The sequence below is a fragment of the Lihuaxuella thermophila genome (assembly GCF_900110165.1).
Lineage (GTDB): Bacteria > Bacillota > Bacilli > Thermoactinomycetales > Thermoactinomycetaceae > Lihuaxuella > Lihuaxuella thermophila.
Window position 1 is genome coordinate 36901 of sequence record NZ_FOCQ01000021.1, and the last position, 17832, is coordinate 54732.

Annotated in this window: 15 protein-coding genes; 3 read left to right on the forward strand and 12 right to left on the reverse strand. The window is 49.8% G+C overall.

The window, feature by feature from the left end:
• Positions 1 to 188 precede the first annotated feature (188 nt).
• Together BMW55_RS17800 and fadH are read right to left on the reverse strand one after the other, a co-directional pair.
• A complete protein-coding gene (locus BMW55_RS17800; protein WP_089972988.1) occupies positions 189 to 1382 on the reverse strand; it encodes an acyl-CoA dehydrogenase family protein in 1194 nt (397 codons plus the stop codon).
• A gap of 283 nt (positions 1383 to 1665) precedes the next feature.
• On the reverse strand, positions 1666 to 2433 hold the full coding sequence (gene fadH / locus BMW55_RS17805) for a 2,4-dienoyl-CoA reductase (RefSeq protein ID WP_089972991.1): 768 nt from the start codon (positions 2431 to 2433) through the stop codon (positions 1666 to 1668).
• 445 nt (positions 2434 to 2878) lie between these two features.
• Between fadH and BMW55_RS17810 the strand changes: the two genes are divergently transcribed.
• Together BMW55_RS17810 and BMW55_RS17820 are read left to right on the forward strand one after the other, a co-directional pair.
• Positions 2879 to 7177 (forward strand): PolC-type DNA polymerase III, encoded by a 4299-nt coding sequence (locus BMW55_RS17810; protein WP_089973026.1) that lies wholly within the window; start codon positions 2879 to 2881, stop codon positions 7175 to 7177.
• 326 nt (positions 7178 to 7503) lie between these two features.
• Positions 7504 to 7797: a hypothetical protein gene (locus BMW55_RS17820; protein WP_089972996.1), complete on the forward strand. Its 294-nt coding sequence runs from the start codon at positions 7504 to 7506 to the stop codon at positions 7795 to 7797.
• A 28-nt stretch (positions 7798 to 7825) separates the two neighbouring features.
• Here the strand turns inward: BMW55_RS17820 and BMW55_RS17825 are convergent, their stop codons facing one another.
• The 6 genes from BMW55_RS17825 to BMW55_RS19095 form a co-directional block, all read right to left on the reverse strand.
• Positions 7826 to 8419 carry a hypothetical protein gene (locus tag BMW55_RS17825; protein ID WP_089972998.1) on the reverse strand — a complete coding sequence of 198 codons (594 nt, stop codon included), beginning with the start codon at positions 8417 to 8419 and terminating at the stop codon, positions 7826 to 7828.
• A gap of 26 nt (positions 8420 to 8445) precedes the next feature.
• On the reverse strand, positions 8446 to 10200 hold the full coding sequence (locus BMW55_RS17830; RefSeq protein WP_170840015.1) for an FtsX-like permease family protein: 1755 nt from the start codon (positions 10198 to 10200) through the stop codon (positions 8446 to 8448).
• 114 nt (positions 10201 to 10314) lie between these two features.
• Entirely contained in the window at positions 10315 to 11082 is a 768-nt protein-coding gene (locus BMW55_RS17835) for an ABC transporter ATP-binding protein (RefSeq protein WP_089973003.1), read from the reverse strand.
• Between the two features lie 136 nt (positions 11083 to 11218).
• Positions 11219 to 12190: a sensor histidine kinase gene (locus tag BMW55_RS17840; protein WP_089973029.1), complete on the reverse strand. Its 972-nt coding sequence runs from the start codon at positions 12188 to 12190 to the stop codon at positions 11219 to 11221.
• Complete coding sequence (locus tag BMW55_RS17845) at positions 12187 to 12897, reverse strand: response regulator transcription factor (protein WP_089973005.1); 711 nt, start codon at positions 12895 to 12897, stop codon at positions 12187 to 12189. Before BMW55_RS17845 ends, BMW55_RS17840 begins: the two co-directional genes overlap by 4 nt.
• Before the next feature lie 813 nt (positions 12898 to 13710).
• Entirely contained in the window at positions 13711 to 13971 is a 261-nt protein-coding gene (locus BMW55_RS19095) for a hypothetical protein (RefSeq protein ID WP_139179541.1), read from the reverse strand.
• A gap of 299 nt (positions 13972 to 14270) precedes the next feature.
• Between BMW55_RS19095 and BMW55_RS17850 the strand changes: the two genes are divergently transcribed.
• Positions 14271 to 15410, forward strand: coding sequence for a glycerophosphodiester phosphodiesterase (locus BMW55_RS17850; protein ID WP_089973007.1), 1140 nt, complete (start codon positions 14271 to 14273; stop codon positions 15408 to 15410).
• 166 nt (positions 15411 to 15576) lie between these two features.
• Here BMW55_RS17850 and BMW55_RS17855 read toward each other — a convergent pair whose 3' ends face one another.
• The 4 genes from BMW55_RS17855 to BMW55_RS17870 form a co-directional block, all read right to left on the reverse strand.
• Entirely contained in the window at positions 15577 to 16203 is a 627-nt protein-coding gene (locus BMW55_RS17855; protein ID WP_089973010.1) for a tetratricopeptide repeat protein, read from the reverse strand.
• 490 nt (positions 16204 to 16693) lie between these two features.
• Positions 16694 to 16972 carry a YkvA family protein gene (locus BMW55_RS17860; protein ID WP_089973013.1) on the reverse strand — a complete coding sequence of 93 codons (279 nt, stop codon included), beginning with the start codon at positions 16970 to 16972 and terminating at the stop codon, positions 16694 to 16696.
• A 254-nt stretch (positions 16973 to 17226) separates the two neighbouring features.
• Positions 17227 to 17652: an ABC transporter permease gene (locus BMW55_RS17865; protein WP_211663688.1), complete on the reverse strand. Its 426-nt coding sequence runs from the start codon at positions 17650 to 17652 to the stop codon at positions 17227 to 17229.
• Between the two features lie 73 nt (positions 17653 to 17725).
• Positions 17726 to 17832 (reverse strand): zinc ribbon domain-containing protein (locus tag BMW55_RS17870; protein WP_139179542.1); only part of this gene is annotated, 107 nt, incomplete at its 5' end.

Consider the following 17832-nt stretch of genomic DNA (forward strand, 5'->3'; position numbering starts at 1 on the left):
CCAATTTAGACTTATCATTCAATGATGACTTATCAAGTGACTGAAACTGCCATCCCCCTGCCAGGAGAGGCGGTCGTTCAAAAAAATAATGATCCGTTTGTTCATGGATGCTGTCATTCAAGAGAAAAACTCCGTCCAATCAAGCGAACGGAGTTGAATGGAACGCTGTGAACAGGTCGAAACCGGAATTAGTCTTCAAACGGCCAGGATGGGAGCATCTTGTTCAGCTTTTTGTCGGTGCGATATCCAAGCGCATATTCTCCCTGCATGATCGTATGAATTTCGCGGGTTCCTTCATAAATGACGGGAGCTTTTGAGTTGCGCAAGTACCGTTCGACCGGATATTCATTGGAATAGCCGTATGCCCCGTGGATCTGAACCGCATCATTGGCCGCGTCAAAGGCAGCATCGCAAGCAAACCATTTGGCCATGGATGTCTCCCGCGTATTTCGTTTGCCCTGGTTTTTTAACCATCCGGAACGGAAGACGAGCAGACGGGAAATATCCAGATTGACCGCCATCTTGGCAATCATCTGCTGCACCAGCTGGTGTCTGCCGATTTCTTTGCCGAATGTTTTGCGCTCATGGCAATACTTTACGCTGGCTTCCAAACAGGCGTTGATCAAACCGCATGCTCCCGCTGCCACGGTAAAACGCCCGTTATCCAAAGCCGACATGGCGATTTTAAATCCTTCCCCTTCCTCCCCCAATCGGTTTTCAGCCGGCACGTGAACGTCCTCCAGGAAAACTTCACCTGTATTGCCGGCACGGATTCCCAACTTTCCTTTGATCGCCCGGGTGGACACCCCCGGAAATGTCCGCTCCACAATAAAACAACTGATTCCGGCATGTCTTTTGTCCGGGTCTGTCTTGGCAAAGATCAAGAAATGGTCGGCGAGGTCACAAAGCGAAATCCATGTCTTCTGGCCGTTTAAAATATAATGGTCTCCATCTTTCCTCGCCGTGGTGACCATGGCGGCCACATCCGAACCGGCATTCGGCTCCGTCAACCCGAAAGCTCCGATCTTCTGCCCGCGCGCCTGGGGAGTCAGATATTTTTCTTTCTGAAACTCATTTCCCCACTGCAGAAGCGTCATACTGTTCAGTCCCGTATGAACCGATACGGCCGTACGGAATGCGGTATCCCCCCGCTCCAATTCTTCGCAGACAATGGCCAGCGTATTATAGTCCATCCCCGCTCCGCCGTACTTTTCGGGGACGCATACGCCCATCAATTGCAATTCGGCCAGCCTCTTTAAAATATTGGGCTCAAAATAGCCGTTGGCATCCCATTCCTGGATATACGGATTGATTTCGCGGTCAACGAAGGCTCGTACCAGCTTGCGTACCGCTTCCTGTTCTTCACTGAGGGCAAAATTCATCACAGTTCGCTCCCCTCTCCCCGCTTGGGCTCTCATTAAACAGTGTCCAGCACCCTTTTGCATTCTTCCGTCCACAACGGCACAACCTCAACGAAACGTCCCAGTCGGCAACCCGGAAGAACGGGGGTTCCGGATCTTATGGATCCAATCCGCACAAGGTATTCACATTTGTTGGGCTCCCTTTGATTGTGGATTCAAGATTGATCAAACGAATACCATCACCGATCCACATCCATCTCTCCTGTTTGTCTATGACATTCCTTCCATGCGTCCCGCTCCGGCTCTAGCGAAACGACCTTCGATTCAGCCACTGTCCGCCGTCGATCGTCACGCAATCCCCGTTGATAAATTCAGACCCGGGCGATAAGAGAAAATACGCCACATGGGCCACTTCTTCCGGCCGGCCCAACCGCCTGGCAGGGATGCTGTCGATCGTTCTCCGGTATGCTTCTTCGGAAGGCCACAGGCGCTCGGCTCCTCCCGTATCCTCGATCGGTCCCGGAGCAATGGCATTGACTCGTATTCCGTATTTCGATCCCCACTCCACCGCCAGTGTCCGCGTCATCGCCAATACCCCCGCCTTGGCACAGGCCGAATGAATCACTCCGGCCCCGGCTGTCCAGGCATAAGTGGCGACAATATTGACAATGCCCCCCGGTTGCCCGTTGGCAATCCACTCCTTGCCCACCGCCTGTGAACAATACCAGGTTCCGTTCAGCACGATGTTGATCACCGCATTCCAGCCGTTGACCGAAAGATCTTCCGCAGGGCAGATAAAGTTGCCCGCTGCGTTATTGACGAGAAAGTCCATTTTTCCGAACCGGTTTTTGACCGCTTCTACCATCGCCTGGGCCTTGGCCGGATCGCGGACATCCATCTGAAAAGCAAAAACCTGGCCGTCAAACCGTTCCATTTCCTGTTTGGCCTGCTCCAGACGCTCCGGTGTGCGGCCGGTGATCACGACCAACGACCCCTCAGAGGCAAACTTTTTCGCGATCGCCTTCCCGATTCCACTGCTTCCTCCGGTTACGATGACCACCTTGTCTTTCATCTTTCCTCTCCTTCTCTCCATTTTTCATAGAGTGATGAAAGGGCTTACAAAACTCTTCTCTTTTAAAAATAAGCAAAAAACATGCCAAAAAACAGTCCCGTTCCGTCTGTCGGCTGCCACAATCTGTTTGCTCCAATTTATTTACTAGACATAGATTAAGAGTGTTATAGTATTATGGATAAGAGAAACCAGATGGAAAACCATGTGCAAAGCTTGGGGCTATGATTCTGAATGCGACAGGACCAATGCTCGTGAAGACCAACGAGAACGACGACTCGGAAAACGAGTCTATTTTCTTTGCCGGCACGTCTCGCCGGATCAAATCAACCGCGATAAAAGAAGAAAACAGGGATGCAAGTCCAATCATCGAATCATTTCAGTGACAGGTTTTCAACCGCCCAACAGATCGGGGGCGCAACACAGGTTGTTGATTGGGGGTGTGATGATGTCTGCCGAGCTGATTCTCAAGCTGTTTCAGACAGCCTCTCTGCCGCAGGATTGGCTGCAACAGCATTTTCGACAGGCACGCATCTTGAAAGTCCAGGTAAGCCGGAAAACCAACAGCTGGCTGATACATTTACAACTTCCGGAACCTCTCCCTCCGGAAATCAGCCAGGAATTTTTAACCCGGTTGCAAAAGCATTTTGCGCCCATCCACGTCATGGTCCGGTACCATTTTGACAGGATCGACCATGAAGTCGTTTTGATGAAAACAAAATACTGGATTCAAAAGCAAATCCAGGAAAATGTCGCCCCCGCTTCCGCAGCCTGGTTTGGCCAGGCGGAATGGAAGGTTCAGGGTGAGCGGATTGAAATCATGTTTCCCAACCCGGCTGTCATGAACATGGCACGCCAGCGCTCCATCGACCGGTATGTGCGCAAATACTACCAGGAAATCACCGGCGTATCCGTAAATGTTCATTTGACGTGTAAAGAAAACACGGAAACCGCGGATCAAGTGGAAGAGTTTCAGAAAAAGCGGACGGAACAAGAAAAAGCCCTGATTGAACAAGCATTGGCCGAACAAGCGCAATCAGCGGCCAAGAGAGTGGAAGAGCCGGAAGAAGAGACACCGCTGGAAAAGAAGATCGGCTACACGATTCAGGAAGAGCCCGTTCCGATCGTGCAGATCACCGAAGAGGAGCGCAGGATTGTCGTACAGGGAAAAGTTTTTAAAAGCGAAGTGCGCGAACTGAAAAGCGGCCGCAAACTGCTCACTTTCAATCTGACGGACTTTACCAGCTCCATTGCCTGCAAAATGTTTGCCCGGGACAAAGAACAGGCGGCAGTCTTTTCCCTGATCAAAGACGGTGACTGGCTCAAGGTACGGGGCTCTGTGCAATTCGATACGTTCAGCCGGGACCTGGTCTTGATGTGCAACGACCTGGTCGAGATTGAACCGGTCGAGCGCATGGACACCGCTCCCGAAAAGCGGGTGGAGCTTCACCTTCACACCACGATGTCCGCCATGGACGGAGTCTCTGATGTGAGCGACCTGATCAAACGGGCAGCCAAATGGGGACATCCCGCCGTGGCCATCACCGATCACGGAGTGGCCCAGGCCTACCCGGAAGCGTTTGACGCCGGCAAAAAGCACGGAATCAAAGTTCTCTTCGGAATGGAAGCCAACATCATCGACGACGGCGTTCCCATCGTGATGAACCCGGAAGACCGGGTGCTGGCGGATGATACCTATGTGGTGTTCGACGTGGAAACGACAGGGCTTTCCGCCCATCATGACGTGATTATCGAACTGGCTGCGGTGAAGATCAGAAACGGTGAAATCATCGACAAGTTTTCAGAGTTTGCCAATCCGCACCGTCCCCTGACCCAGCAAATCATTGAACTGACCCATATCACCGATGACATGTTAAAAGACGCCCCGGAAATCGATGACGTCATTACCCGCTTTCTCGATTTCATCGAAGGATGTACGCTGGTCGCGCATAATGCCCGCTTTGATATGGGCTTCCTGCAAGCGGCCGTCAAACGGCTGGGCAGGGATCCGGTCCAAAATCCCGTGGTGGATACGCTGGAACTGGCCCGTTTTCTGTTCCCCACCTTGAAAAACCATCGCCTGAACACCCTGTCGGATAAACTGGGCGTCAAACTGGAACAACACCACCGGGCGATCTACGATGCCGAAGCGACCGGGCATATCTTGTGGAAGATGCTGGAGGAAACCATCAAAAAAGGCATCAAAAATCTGTCCGAACTGAATGACCGCATGGGAGAAGACAGAGACTTAAGCCGGCTCCGCCCGTTTCATGTCATCCTACTGGTCAAAAACCAGACAGGGCTCAAGAACCTGTACAAACTCATCTCAATGTCTCATCTCAACTATTTTCATCGCGTGCCGCGGATTCCGCGCAGCGAGCTGATCAAGCATCGGGAGGGGCTCATCATCGGCTCCGGGTGCGAAAAAGGCGAACTCTATGAAACCGCGCTCAATAAGTCACCGGAAGAAACCAAAAAGGTGGCCGAGTTTTATGACTACATAGAGATTCAGCCCGTCGACATCAACATGCACCTGGTGGAAAAAGGATTGGTGGAAAGTCCGGACCGCCTGAGAGAAGCCAACCGCCTGCTCGTCCGGATCGGCGAAGAGCTGGGCAAACCGGTGGTGGCGACCGCCAATGTCCATTACCTGGACGAAACGGACGCCATTTACCGCGACATCATTGTGGCCAACTCCGGAGGCGGATTCAGAAACAGCGGCCCGTTGCCCAAAGCCCACTTCCGCACCACTGATGAAATGCTGGCCGAATTTCAATATCTGGGAGAAGAGAAAGCGAAGGAAGTGGTGATCACCAATCCGAGGATGATCGCCGATCAGATTGAAGAGATCAAACTGTTCCCCGACGGGACGGCCACCCCCATCATTGAAGGAGCCGAAGAAGAGCTGCAGGAGATCTGTTACAAAAAAGCGCACGACTGGTATGGGGACCCGCTCCCGGAAGTGGTGCAGAAACGGCTCGACCGGGAATTGACCAGCATCATCAAGCATGGATTCGCCGTGATTTACCTGATCTCGCAACGGCTGGTGACCAAGTCGCTCCGTGACGGCTACCTGGTCGGTTCGCGGGGTTCGGTCGGTTCCTCGTTTGTGGCGACCATGAGCGATATTACGGAAGTGAACCCCCTTCCCCCTCACTGGCGTTGCACCCAGTGCAAACACAGTGAATTTATCCTGGACGGCTCCTATGAATCCGGCTTCGACTTACCGGACAAAGACTGCCCCCAATGCGGAACGCGCATGAAAAAAGACGGGCAGGATATTCCGTTTGAAACCTTCCTCGGCTTCGAAGCGGACAAAACGCCGGATATCGACTTGAACTTCTCCGGGGAATACCAGCCCCGGGCGCACGCCTATACCGAAGAACTGTTCGGAAAGGACTACATTTACCGCGCGGGCACGATCTCCAAAGTGCAGGAAAAAACCGCCTACGGCCTTGTGAAAAAATACGCGGAGCAAAACAACCTGCAACTGAGACAAGCCGAAATCGAACGGCTGGTGGCCGGCTGTACCGGAGTGAAGCGGACCACCGGGCAGCATCCGGGCGGACTGATGGTCATTCCGCAATACAAAGATGTCTATGATTTTACCCCTGTCCAGCATCCCGCTGACGACGTGAAATCCGGAACCCGGACCACTCACTTCGATTACCGCTCGATCAGCGGAAAACTGTTAAAGCTGGATATTCTGGGACACCAGGACCCGACCACGATCCGCATGCTCCAGGACCTGACCGGAATCAATCCGCAGGAGATCCCGCTCGACGACCCCGAGGTGCTTAAAATCTTCAGCGGCCTCGAGTCACTCGGCATCACGCCCGAACAAATCGGCGGAGTCAAAATGGGCACGCTGGGCATTCCGGAATTTGGCACCCAGTTTGTCCGCCAGATGCTGGAAGACACCAAACCCAAGACCTTCTCCGAACTGGTGCGGATTTCGGGACTCTCCCACGGAACGGACGTATGGCTGGGCAATGCGCAGGAATTGATCCGCAGCGGGACGGCCACCCTGTCGGAATGTATTTGTTGCCGGGACGACATCATGCTGTATTTGATCCTGAAAGGCTGCCCGCCCAAAGATTCCTTCAAGATCATGGAAAAAGTGCGGAAAGGAAAAGGGGTCACCGAAGAAGAAGCGGAACTGATGAGACAGCACGGAGTTCCGGACTGGTACATCGAATCGTGCCGCAAGATCAAGTATATGTTCCCCAAAGCCCACGCCGCCGCCTATGTGATGATGGCGGTGCGGATCGCCTGGTTTAAGGTTCATCGTCCGCTGGAATACTACGCCGCCCATTTCTACCGGCTGTTGGACGACTTTGATTGCGAACTGGTGATCAAAGGCCCGGAAGCCGTCAAACGCAAAATGAAAGAAATCCAGGAAAAAGGCAATGCCGCCTCAGCCAAAGAAAAAGGACTCTACACCGCTCTCGAGTCCGTGCTGGAGTTCTTTGCCAGAGGCTTCACCTTCAAAAACGTGGATCTCTACCGTTCTCACGCTACCCAATTCGTGATCGACGACAAAAGCCTCATTCTCCCCTTCGCCTCCATCGCCGGAGTGGGGGAAAACGCCGCCATCAACATGATGGAAGCGCGTAAAGACGGGGAGTTCCTGTCCATCGAGGACTTCCAAGCCCGGACACGCGTCTCCTCCACGGTGGTAGAGGTATTGAAAAACATGGGCTGTTTAGACGGATTGCCGGAGAGTAACCAGTTGATGCTGTTTTAACAAGGAACCCGCTCCTGGGGATGGGAGCGGGTTTCAGCTTGTCGACAAAGTCTGTATTCTTTTTTCTTCAGACAGTAAAGACGAACAGGAACCAACACCTTTCGAAATATGATTCGGAAAAGGTAAACCTAAAGGTGTACCAAAAAGAAAAGGTAAACGAAAAGGTATACCTAAATAAAAATAAGGATGAAAAGGGACAGGAAAACAAAGCAAAACATATTTCTTAACTCATTTCCCTAAGATATTGATACACTTCATTTATAACAGATATAAATGATCTAAATACTTTCGTAATATCTTCAACAAGGGTGATTAAATGTTTTGTTGTGGTAATCATAAAAATCGAGGCTGAATCTTGTGCTGATCCGGTATGGTGTGCTGTTTGCGGATCTAATTTAGATTTAGATGAGTTTCCTTTATCTAAAGAGTTAACTGATGAACTATGGCAATGGAACTTGCAATACCATCATTGGCTAGTCGAAATTGATTACGAGGACATCAAAAAGATGGATGCGAAATGGGTTACACAGCATAATGAATGGGGATTGATACTGGCTGAAAAAGTACAGAACGAACTGGGCTCTCCATTTCGAGTCACTTTTTCCCCTATACATCTATGAGCATATTTTCCTGTTAATCATGGAGTTCCTATTCGGTCCCCGGTAACCGCTTTTTGTTCCATAACGTCCATCCTATGCACACGAGCGGTATAAGAAGCAGCAAATTAGTGGCATGCGCAACGAGCTCCAATCGCGGAATTCGGCTTACGGGAAACAAAAGTGCACCCGCTGCCAGAAGGATTCCCGCCCACACGGGCACTTCCCGCTTCCATATCAATACGACGGCAACGATGGCAAGGCTAAGCGGGAAGAGAGGCCCCGCCCAATAAAGGGACATACTCAAATGGAGAGGATATTGTGTAAAAGCTTGCAGGGACTCATCGTGAGAAATGTGAAATATGGCGTCGTATATATCCGTAAATCCAAACAGCGCACCGCTGACACATCCGTAGATGGCAATGAAGAGACCCATGTTGGCGTAGTAAGGCATTTTATTTTTCAGCATACCGAACAGCCCCATAAAAGCAGGGATCCAGAACACGCTTGAAATGATCGTCAGTAACCCCCCGTTGACTCCGTATTCCCCGTTTTCCCAGAAAAAAACGGAAATAGATCCGATTAACGGAGCAATGATCATGCAAATCCCCCAAAATTTCATTTCAATCGTCGAATTCGATTTCATAGATTGTCTGCCTCCTCTTTCTTCTGTTATGGATAAGTGATAGACTGTTTCACCCGCTTCACATACGCTGAACGAACAGCCGCAAAGTAGAAAACGTGAGCCGTCAAGAAGGCGCCCAATACCGCCATCGTCTCTTTCATCAGGTTGTATTGGATCGCATGCTGCAAGATCATCATCGCAAAGGAGCTGTGAACGAGGGCAACGAAGAAAGGCGTGAAAATAAGCAGGATCAGCTGCAACGTAATCACTTTTGACAATTCTTGATCGGTTAGACCAATCGTATTCATGACCGCAAACTTCCGCTGATCCTCCTGAAGGTTCGTGTACAACCGAAAATAGAGGAAACTCCATGAGGCGGCAAAAAAAACAGCGCCGATAAAAAACAGAGCAAATAAGCTGCCTCCATAAACCTGCCGGATCTTCCCGAGCGTGTAGGTTAATGAAAAAAATGTAAAATCCACTTTCCCCTCGCCAGTAGGACCGAATCGCTGTTTCAACTGCCTGGCAACGCCTTCTGTCTGCCTCCAATCATCCACATCAAACAAGTGAAAGCTCACTTTCCTTGTGTAATCGTTCAGCAGCGCGTATACATCATCAGACACGACCAAATAACTATCGAAATCCGGGAAGGAATACGCTTCCATCACACCCGTGACCTGAAGCGCCAATAATCCTACCCGTAAGGTACTGCCGCCTGTTCCTTGGACCGGCCCCTGGGAATCGTCATTCGGTACCAGGATCGCTTGGGTGCCTGTCGGTGCCACCGCAACATTCCCTGCAGCCCTAGCAATCGCATTAAACTCGGATGCCGGAATGATTCTGAGCGAATTGTTGCTTTTCGCTATCGGCAACTCCTTGATTGTCGCTTGCAGCCTCTGAAACGGAATCCCATGCTCCTCAAGCGCCCTCTCAATTTCCGCGACATCTTTCGTTTCACGCATATTCCCTGAACTCGAAGCATAGACAAGGGCGAAAGGATTTTCCTGCGAGATACGATTTTTGATCATCCCCTGATAACCGGCCATCATACCGATCGCGGTCATGGCGATCATGAACAAAATAGAAATCATAAACAAGGTACGTGCGCAGTCCTTCATGCGATTGGCCAGGTCGGACAGGAGCAATAAATTGGTCCTTCGCCAAAAGAAATGCCGGTTGCGTTTGTAAGTATGAATGATGCAGACACCCAGTTGATCGAACAGGAAATAGGTGCCGATCGCCTCGCTTACAACCACACAAACGATCATGAAGGTTGAGGGTGATTCCGGTAACGACAGCGCCATTCCGTATCCGCCTGCAAGGAAAATGGGGGCCGATACCGCAAGCGGTCTTGACGCGTTCGGCTCTTTGGACGATTGTTTATTCCATTGTTGCGGAAATAGAATCCACCGTTCTCTGTCGAGGAATAAACCGGCGCATACCGACAACACGGCGAAAAGCGCAATAAATGCCCCGAAAGTGAGAGCCAATGCCTTCATCGGAAAGTAAAAGTATAGGCGAAAATCAAGCCCCACCACATTTTCCGCAATGAGAAGCACCATCTTGACAAAGGACAGACTAAGGGTGAGGCCGGTCATCGTGCCGATCAAGCCGATCAGCATATGTTCCAAAAATATCATCAATTTTAACTGACCTGGCGTCATTCCGAACGTGAGGAACAGCTTGAACTGATGCTCCCGCGATTTCAGAAAAGCGCGCATGGAGAACCAAATGAACAGAACCGAGAACAGATAGATGACGGTTTCAGCCAAGTGGAACCCAGCAGCCACTTTGGTATCCATCACGGGGGCTGTCAGCATGGGATGGAAAGCGAACACGGCATAAACAAAAAAACCATGACCGCAAAAGCGCAGCTCCCCAAAAAAGCGGCATACATACGCAGGTTGCGCGTCACATTACGATAGGCGAAATGCCATACGGTCATGGATATTCCCACCCATCAACGACAATGTGTCCATGATTCTTTGAAAGAAATGCTGCCTATTCTCGCCGCAGATAATTTCGTTGTACAATTGACCGTCTTTGATAAAAACAACCCGCCGGCAGTAACTGGCAACCATCGGGTCATGTGTAACGAGCAAAATGGTCGCGCCATCCGTCTGATGAACGGCTTCCAGTACCTCCATCACGCCCTGCGACGACTTGGAGTCGAGATTCCCTGTAATTTCGTCGCACAACAGCATTCCCGGTCCGTGGATAATGGCCCTCGCGATCGCTGCCCGCTGTGCCTGCCCGCCGGATATCTCGTGCACCCGCTTGTGCAGAATGTTTCCGATTCCCAACTGATCGGCTACCATTGCCGCTTTTTCCGCCATCTCACCGTACTGAACACCTTCCAGCGCAAGCGGCATCACGATATTTTCCTCAACGGTCATAGTGTCCAGCAGGTTGAAATCCTGAAGAACCAGTCCCAACTCTCGCCTCCGGAAACGGGCTAATTCATTCCTTGGCAACAAATGCGGGTTTCTGCCATCAATGAGCACCTCTCCGCTAGTAGGAACATCCAAAGCGGCAATCAAACGGAGCAATGTCGTCTTTCCGCTCCCGGACGGCCCCATGATCCCCAGGAATTCCCCACGATCTACCGTCAGATCGATATCCTTCAGTGCCGTACAGAGAATGCTACCGCCGTATACTTTGCCAAGCCGATTCAATTGAAGCATTGCACCATTCCCTCCTTCCCCACCCCTGATTTATGATGATTTTGAATCTTGATAATAGAATAGAGGATTTATGCGTATTGTTCTATCGATCTTTCTTTCGGTTTCCTTACATTCGTGTAAGGTTCATTGCGGCAGGTCAGAAGATCAGGCGAACGGTTGTCCCGACTCCCGTTTCCGATTCCAATTCGATGGAATGTCCGAGGCGCTTGCATACTTCCTGCACCAAATACAACCCTATTCCTGTCGATTCACGATGGATGCGCCCATTCTCACCAGTAAAGAACGGACGAAATACCCGTTTAAGATCCGATTTCGGGATCCCGATCCCCTTGTCGCGAATTTCCAGAACCATTTCCCTTCCCCGCGGCTCGGATAATACTGTTACGTATTGATTGCTGCCTGCCGAGTACTTGACTGCATTCGTTACCAATTGGTTGAGCACAAACGCCAGCCATTTGGCATCCGACCGAACGATGACCTCCGGATCCACCAAGACTTCTGGATAGACATGATTGTTTATAAACAGACGCTTATTTTCATGAATCACTTTATCCACGACTGTCCTTAATTTGACGGCTTCAACTGCAAAGTCTTGCTCGAATGATTCAAGCCTCGCCGCATGCAAGATCAGCTCAAGCCCGGCGCTGATTCGATCGGATTCTTCACGAATCATGGCAAACCGCGAATCGTCTTCCTCTTGGACGATGAGCTCAATCACGGATACTGGCGTTTTCATCTGATGAACCCACTGGTTGATAAAAGCCAGATGATCATTCCTTTTCCTTTCGTAGGTTTTCAATTGTTGCTGATAATGACGGTATTGGGCCAGAAGCAGCTGCTCCAACGCCGCTGCGAGAGGAGCGTCCCCCACTTTCCCAAGGCTATCGTCCAGGGAAGCTAGGGGTTTAGTAAGTCTCCGGTAAAAGTCGCGAAGGAGGCAAAAACGATAGATCAAAAAAGTGGTGAGAAGCAAAACGCCCAGAAAAACGGAATATAGCACGGTAGGCAAATTTCGGGATCCGTCCAGCCAATTGACGAGCAGAACTATAATAAGTTGAACGAGCGACAAAACAATCATCAAAAGATGGTCACGTATAAACAGTTTCATGGTCGCTCCCACGTTTCCCCGGTCTCCCATGTGATCAAAAAGCGATAGCCTTCCCCTCTTACGCTTTCGATTGCATGTTCAATTCCCAGTTCCTGCAGCTTCTTGCGCAGACGGGTGATATTAACGTTGAGCGTGTTCTCATCCACAAAGGTGTTGTCGTCCCAAAGCTTCTCAAGCAACATGTTCCGACTGACAACCCGGGGAAATCGCTTGAGCAAAATTTCAAGCGCCGCCGCTTCTTTCCTCGTCAATGGAACTCTTTTGTTTCCCCATTTCATTTCAAATCTTTCCGGATACAATTTCAGTCCTGACAGCTCGATGATCCTTTCATTCATCGCAAATTCGCCATACGCTCTTCGCAGGTGACTGCGGATTTTGGCCATCACTACCTCTTGGTGGAATGGCTTTGTGATGAAATCGTCCGCCCCGTTGTCGAGCGCCATCACCTGATCCATTTTCTCCGAGCGGGCGGAAATGAACAATATCGGACATTTGGAAACGAGACGAATTTGCCTGCACCAATAGTACCCGTCGAATTTAGGCAAATTGATATCCAGAAGTACCAGATGAGGTTGAATGTTGTGAAAAATATCCATGATATGGACGAAATCTTCGGCAACAACGGGGTGAAATTCATATTTTTCTATATACGATTTGAGCAGCGCCGAAAGGTTAAGGTCATCTTCGATGATCAAGATGCGATACATGCTTTTCACACTCCATTTTTCATTCATATATTAATATATAAAAGCTGAATGTCTATGATCCTGCAGCCAAACAAAAAAAAATCCATGTGCAATTCTGCAAACATGGATGAATGGGGTGAATTCGACCTTTTCGCAGGAGGTCCTTGTTATTCAGGACTTGTTCGACCCTGTCCGGATTCGCTGTATCATCGGCACGAAACACACCCATTATACAAGGCGATCCGCCAGACCCCTAAGAAAACTGAAAGTGAAAAAGGAGGCGTATGATGGCACACCCGTTCATCAACTTACAAGGCGACCCGCCGGATGACTAGACCTCCGCTGTAAAGACTCTGACACTTTTCTCTACATAATGTCAGAGTCTTTTTTGAATTTAACCGTGAAGTTTTAGTCTATGATAACAGATTGTTTCCGTCATTTTTTTAATGCTGACTAAGTACACCGAATGAAAGTAAACTCTCTGCTATCATTGTGGTGCGTTCATCGATTTTTTAAATTACTTGTATGGAATGTGTATGGAATGATTTAATAGAATCAGGAACCACTTTCTGCCAGGTATTATCGTCTCTACACTTTACTGGGTTATCCATACGTGTTTTGTTACTTTGGAGAAACGGAGGAATCAGATCAGGCCAAGCAGAAGGAAAAATGGAACGAAAGATTGGGAGAATCTTAATGGCGGTAAAAGGAGCATCCGATCAAGGGGTGGGAGAATGATTCGCCCATTTAAATGGAAGGATATCTATTACATCATCCATTCACATTATGAGATTTATCACAACGAATATGGTTACGACCTATCTTTCAGAGATTTTATTCTCCGCCACCATTACCGCCTCCTCCATCACTACAACCACTGTCTCCACTGTCTCCGCCATATGAACTTCCGCCATCGCCAGACACAAATTCTGTTCCACCATTCTCTGTAAGCTCTAAAACAACAAAAGCAACGACAACAATAAACACTATAAACCCATAAGCACCGGAAATATCTATGCTTGTATGCTGATCTATGACTCCTAAGAGGACAAAAGAACCGGCAATGAAAAAGAATATAAGTCGATACCAATTCAAAGATATCCCCTGCCTTTTTATTTCAATTCTATTGAGCAATTTTAATACTCAAACATAGATCTTCTCGGTAAATGTCTCACAATAGCAAAAATCGTTGCCTATGCTTACTTAACTTTGTCCAATGGAGAGCAACCGCTCCCTCCGCGTTGGAGTTCTTGATCAAGGTAGATTTACAGCTTCCGTGCTAAGTGGAATAACCAAGCCAATTACTAAATGAAAACGTGAAGTTAAATGCTCCTTAATAGTACTGAATTACACTAACCATGTATGATTATTTTTTCAACAAAGGAGATGTTCGGATGTCCCGATGGTTAAGCGTGTTGCTGGCTTTGCTGGTTGTGGCCGGCATGCCCGTTGCATCCTACGCCAAAGCGGTTGAAGAAGGTTACGGTCCCAAAGGGTTTGATCTGCAGGCGCACCGGGGCGGGCTTGGGCTGACAGTAGAGTCAACGATAGATGCGTTCTCTCACGCACTCGAGATCGGGGTAAGCACACTCGAGCTGGATATCCAGATCACTGAAGACCATCAGGCTGTAGTCACGCACGACCGGAAGGTTTCAGATGCCAAGTGCCGGGACACAGGTCCGGCGTTCCCCGGTGATCCCGAGTACCCGTACGTCGGTGATTACGTCAAGAACCTCACCCTCGCCCAGATCCGCATGCTCGACTGCGGGTCACAGACATTGCCGCAATATCCGGGGCAGAGACCGAGTCCGGGTGCCCGAATGCCGTTATTAAGCGAGGTGTTCGACCTGGTCAAGCGCCATCGCGCAGACAAGGTGTGGCTGAACATCGAGACCAAAGTGGAAGCGGGAGCACCTGAAGAGACCGCTCCCCGTGAAGAGTTCGTCCAAATTGTTGCCCGGGAGATTCGCAAGGCCGGAATGCTCGACCGGGTGTCGATTCAAAGTTTCGACTGGGGCGCCTTGATGCGCATGCGCGAGATTGAGCCGCGCCTGCCGATCGTGGCCCTCACGAACGGACCGCAGTTTCTCCAGCCGGGTCAGCCGGGAGCCTCTCCGTGGCTGGGCGGCATCGACATCGACGACTTTCATGGAGACCCTGTAGCGGCGGCCCATTCATTCGGCGCAGATGCCATCTCCCCCGTTCACGGTTTCCCGCAAAACGGCAAAGTCACCGACGGGAACTATACGCCCTACGTGACCAAGCGCATGGTCCAAGACGCCCACAAGTACGGGATGAAGATCATTCCGTGGACAGTGAATGACGCGCCCACCATGCACAAACTCATCGACGACGGGGTTGACGGAATCATCACGGACTACCCCGACCGGCTGCGTGAGGTGATGAAGGAGCGTGGTTTCAAACTGCCCAAGCGTTACCCTGCTCCCAAAAAGCCGGATGGCCAAACTGCCGCAGAAAACATGGCTTTCTCCATCCCGGAAACACCTTTGAGGAATATTCGGGTTACTTCTTAAATACCTCCGCTTTTTTAGACTCTGACATTTTCCGCCTAATGTCAGAGTCTTTCTGAATTTTACCGGGAAGTTTCGTCTGGACAATCAGGTGGATCAAAAAATGAAAAAATCCTGCAAGAATTACTCTCTCGCAGGGTAAAAAGCCGATAATCCCTTTGCATTTTTCTCATTTCTTTACTGATTTTTTCAGGCCGTTGACCAAGTAATTGCCCCACTCTCTCATAGCAATTACTTCCCCCTCTTCGGCCGCTTTTTTGAGCCATTTTTCTCCTTCTTCAATGTTTTGTTTCAGCCCTTGCCCCACTAACAAACGGTAACCCAGGATTCGCATGGCAATTCGTTCGCCAACCTGGGCTGCCTTTCTGATCCATTTTTCCCCTTCCTCCAAATCTTGCGCCAATCCGTCTCCTTCCAGCAAACGATAACCTAAAATCCTCATGGCTGCAGGGTATTGTGATTCCGCCGCTTTCCTTAGCCATTTTTCCCCTTCCGCCGGATCTTTTTGCAAGCCAAGTCCGGTGAGCAAACGATAGCCCAACTCTGTCATGGACCAGGACTCACCTGCCTCCGCCCCTTTTCTCAACCACTTTTCTCCTTCTTCCGGATTTTGCGGCACCTTTTCCCCCGTCAGCAACTGGTGGGCCAATTCTGCCATCGCCCAAGTATCTCCGGCTTCGGCCGCCCTCCTTAACCAGTTGATGCCCTCTTCAATTTTCTGCCGCTCCTTTTCCGCCTGAACTTCCTGCAAAAGAATGACATCTCCAACCGTTGTTTCTTTTTCTGATCCGCTCACTCTGGATCCCTCCCCAGTCAAAAGCTTTGCCAGTTCCCTTGACGCTATAGCATAAAGATAGCCATCGATTTTATGAAATTAAAAGTCATTTTTGATCATAAATCATTGCATCCTCTTTGAAAAGACAGAATCAATGAATCACATCCCAAAAGCTCGATCTCAGAAAAAATAAAAGCCAACTTAAGATCTTTGGAAGCCGAGTGCCGGGAGACAGGTCCGGCGTTCCCCGGTGACCCCGGGTACCCGTCCATTGGCGACACCGTCAAGAACCTAACCTCTCCCGGCTCAGCATGCCTGGATGCGGGTCACACCCTTTGCCGCAGTATCCGGGGCAGAAACCGGGTCCCGGCGCTCGAATGCCGTTATTAAACGAGGTATTCGAGTCCTTTTGAATTTGCCGGGAAGTTTCGCTATGGAAAAGGTGGGATCATTCGGTTGATAAAGAAATGAAAAAAACCTGCAAGAACCACCCTCTTGCAGGTGTATAAATTTAGTCCTTTAACTCCTTATACTGATCCTTTAGTGACTTTGGTGCAAATTTTACCATCAGCTGGAGGATGAGCGAAGTGACGACTATATCATCTGTAAATCCGAAAATCGCTAAGAAGTCGGGTACAAAATCCATCGGGAGCAGGATATAGACCAGTCCAACTACAACCGGCAACAGCTTTTTTCCGATCGTAACCTCGTTTGAGAAGAAGTAAGCCTTCAGGAAGGGCAGAAGCTTCCAAAACTTAAACACAAATTTGAGGCGCTTGAAAAACTTCATCAATTTCACCTCCATGCCGGGCACCTTTGCCTAGCGGAAAAAGCCAACCCGTCAATCGTAATATTACCGAAACGACTGGCCATCTACAGGGTCCGATTTATCCTGTTTTACGTTTGTAAACTTGAATGGATGCAATGGTAAAAGCCATGAGAATACCTGACCACCATAAAACGGCAACGAGAGCACCGTTTTCGGCAGACGCGTTCATCAGCAAGGAACGGACGGTTTCAATCATGGGGGTCATAGGCTGGTGTTCAGCAAATGAACGGACGATTCCCGGGCATGGATTCGGTTGGCACGAATGCTGAACTCACAAAGAGCAGAAACAACAATGGATAGGCAAAAGCTCCCGCAGTTTCAACACTATTGGCCAACAGGCCGAAGAATACCGATATCCATGTGATCGCGAGCGTAAACAGCAACAGAATCCCGATCACAATGATCCAATCGATGATGCCCGCATCCGGACGGAATCCCATGAATAATGCAACAATGACGACCAGCCCGCTTGATAAAGCATTGAACACGACGGATGCGATGACGTGTCCCGTCAATATCGATGATCTCGCGATGGGCATCGAGTGAAACCGGTCGATCATACCACTTGTCATATCGTTGTTTACACGAACAGCGGTGTAGACTGCGCCACTGGCGATACACATGAGAAGAATACCAGGCACCTTGACCACTCCCCATGCCTAAAGGCAGGGGATTCTTGGGTAATCTCCCGCAACCGGGAGAAATAGACCAAGCTCAAACCGTGGGCCCCACGGCGATGAATCTTAAACCTTCTTGCAGAATGTTTTTGGCGGCATTGATGTCCCGATCGTGATGAACACCACATTCCGGGCATGTCCAAT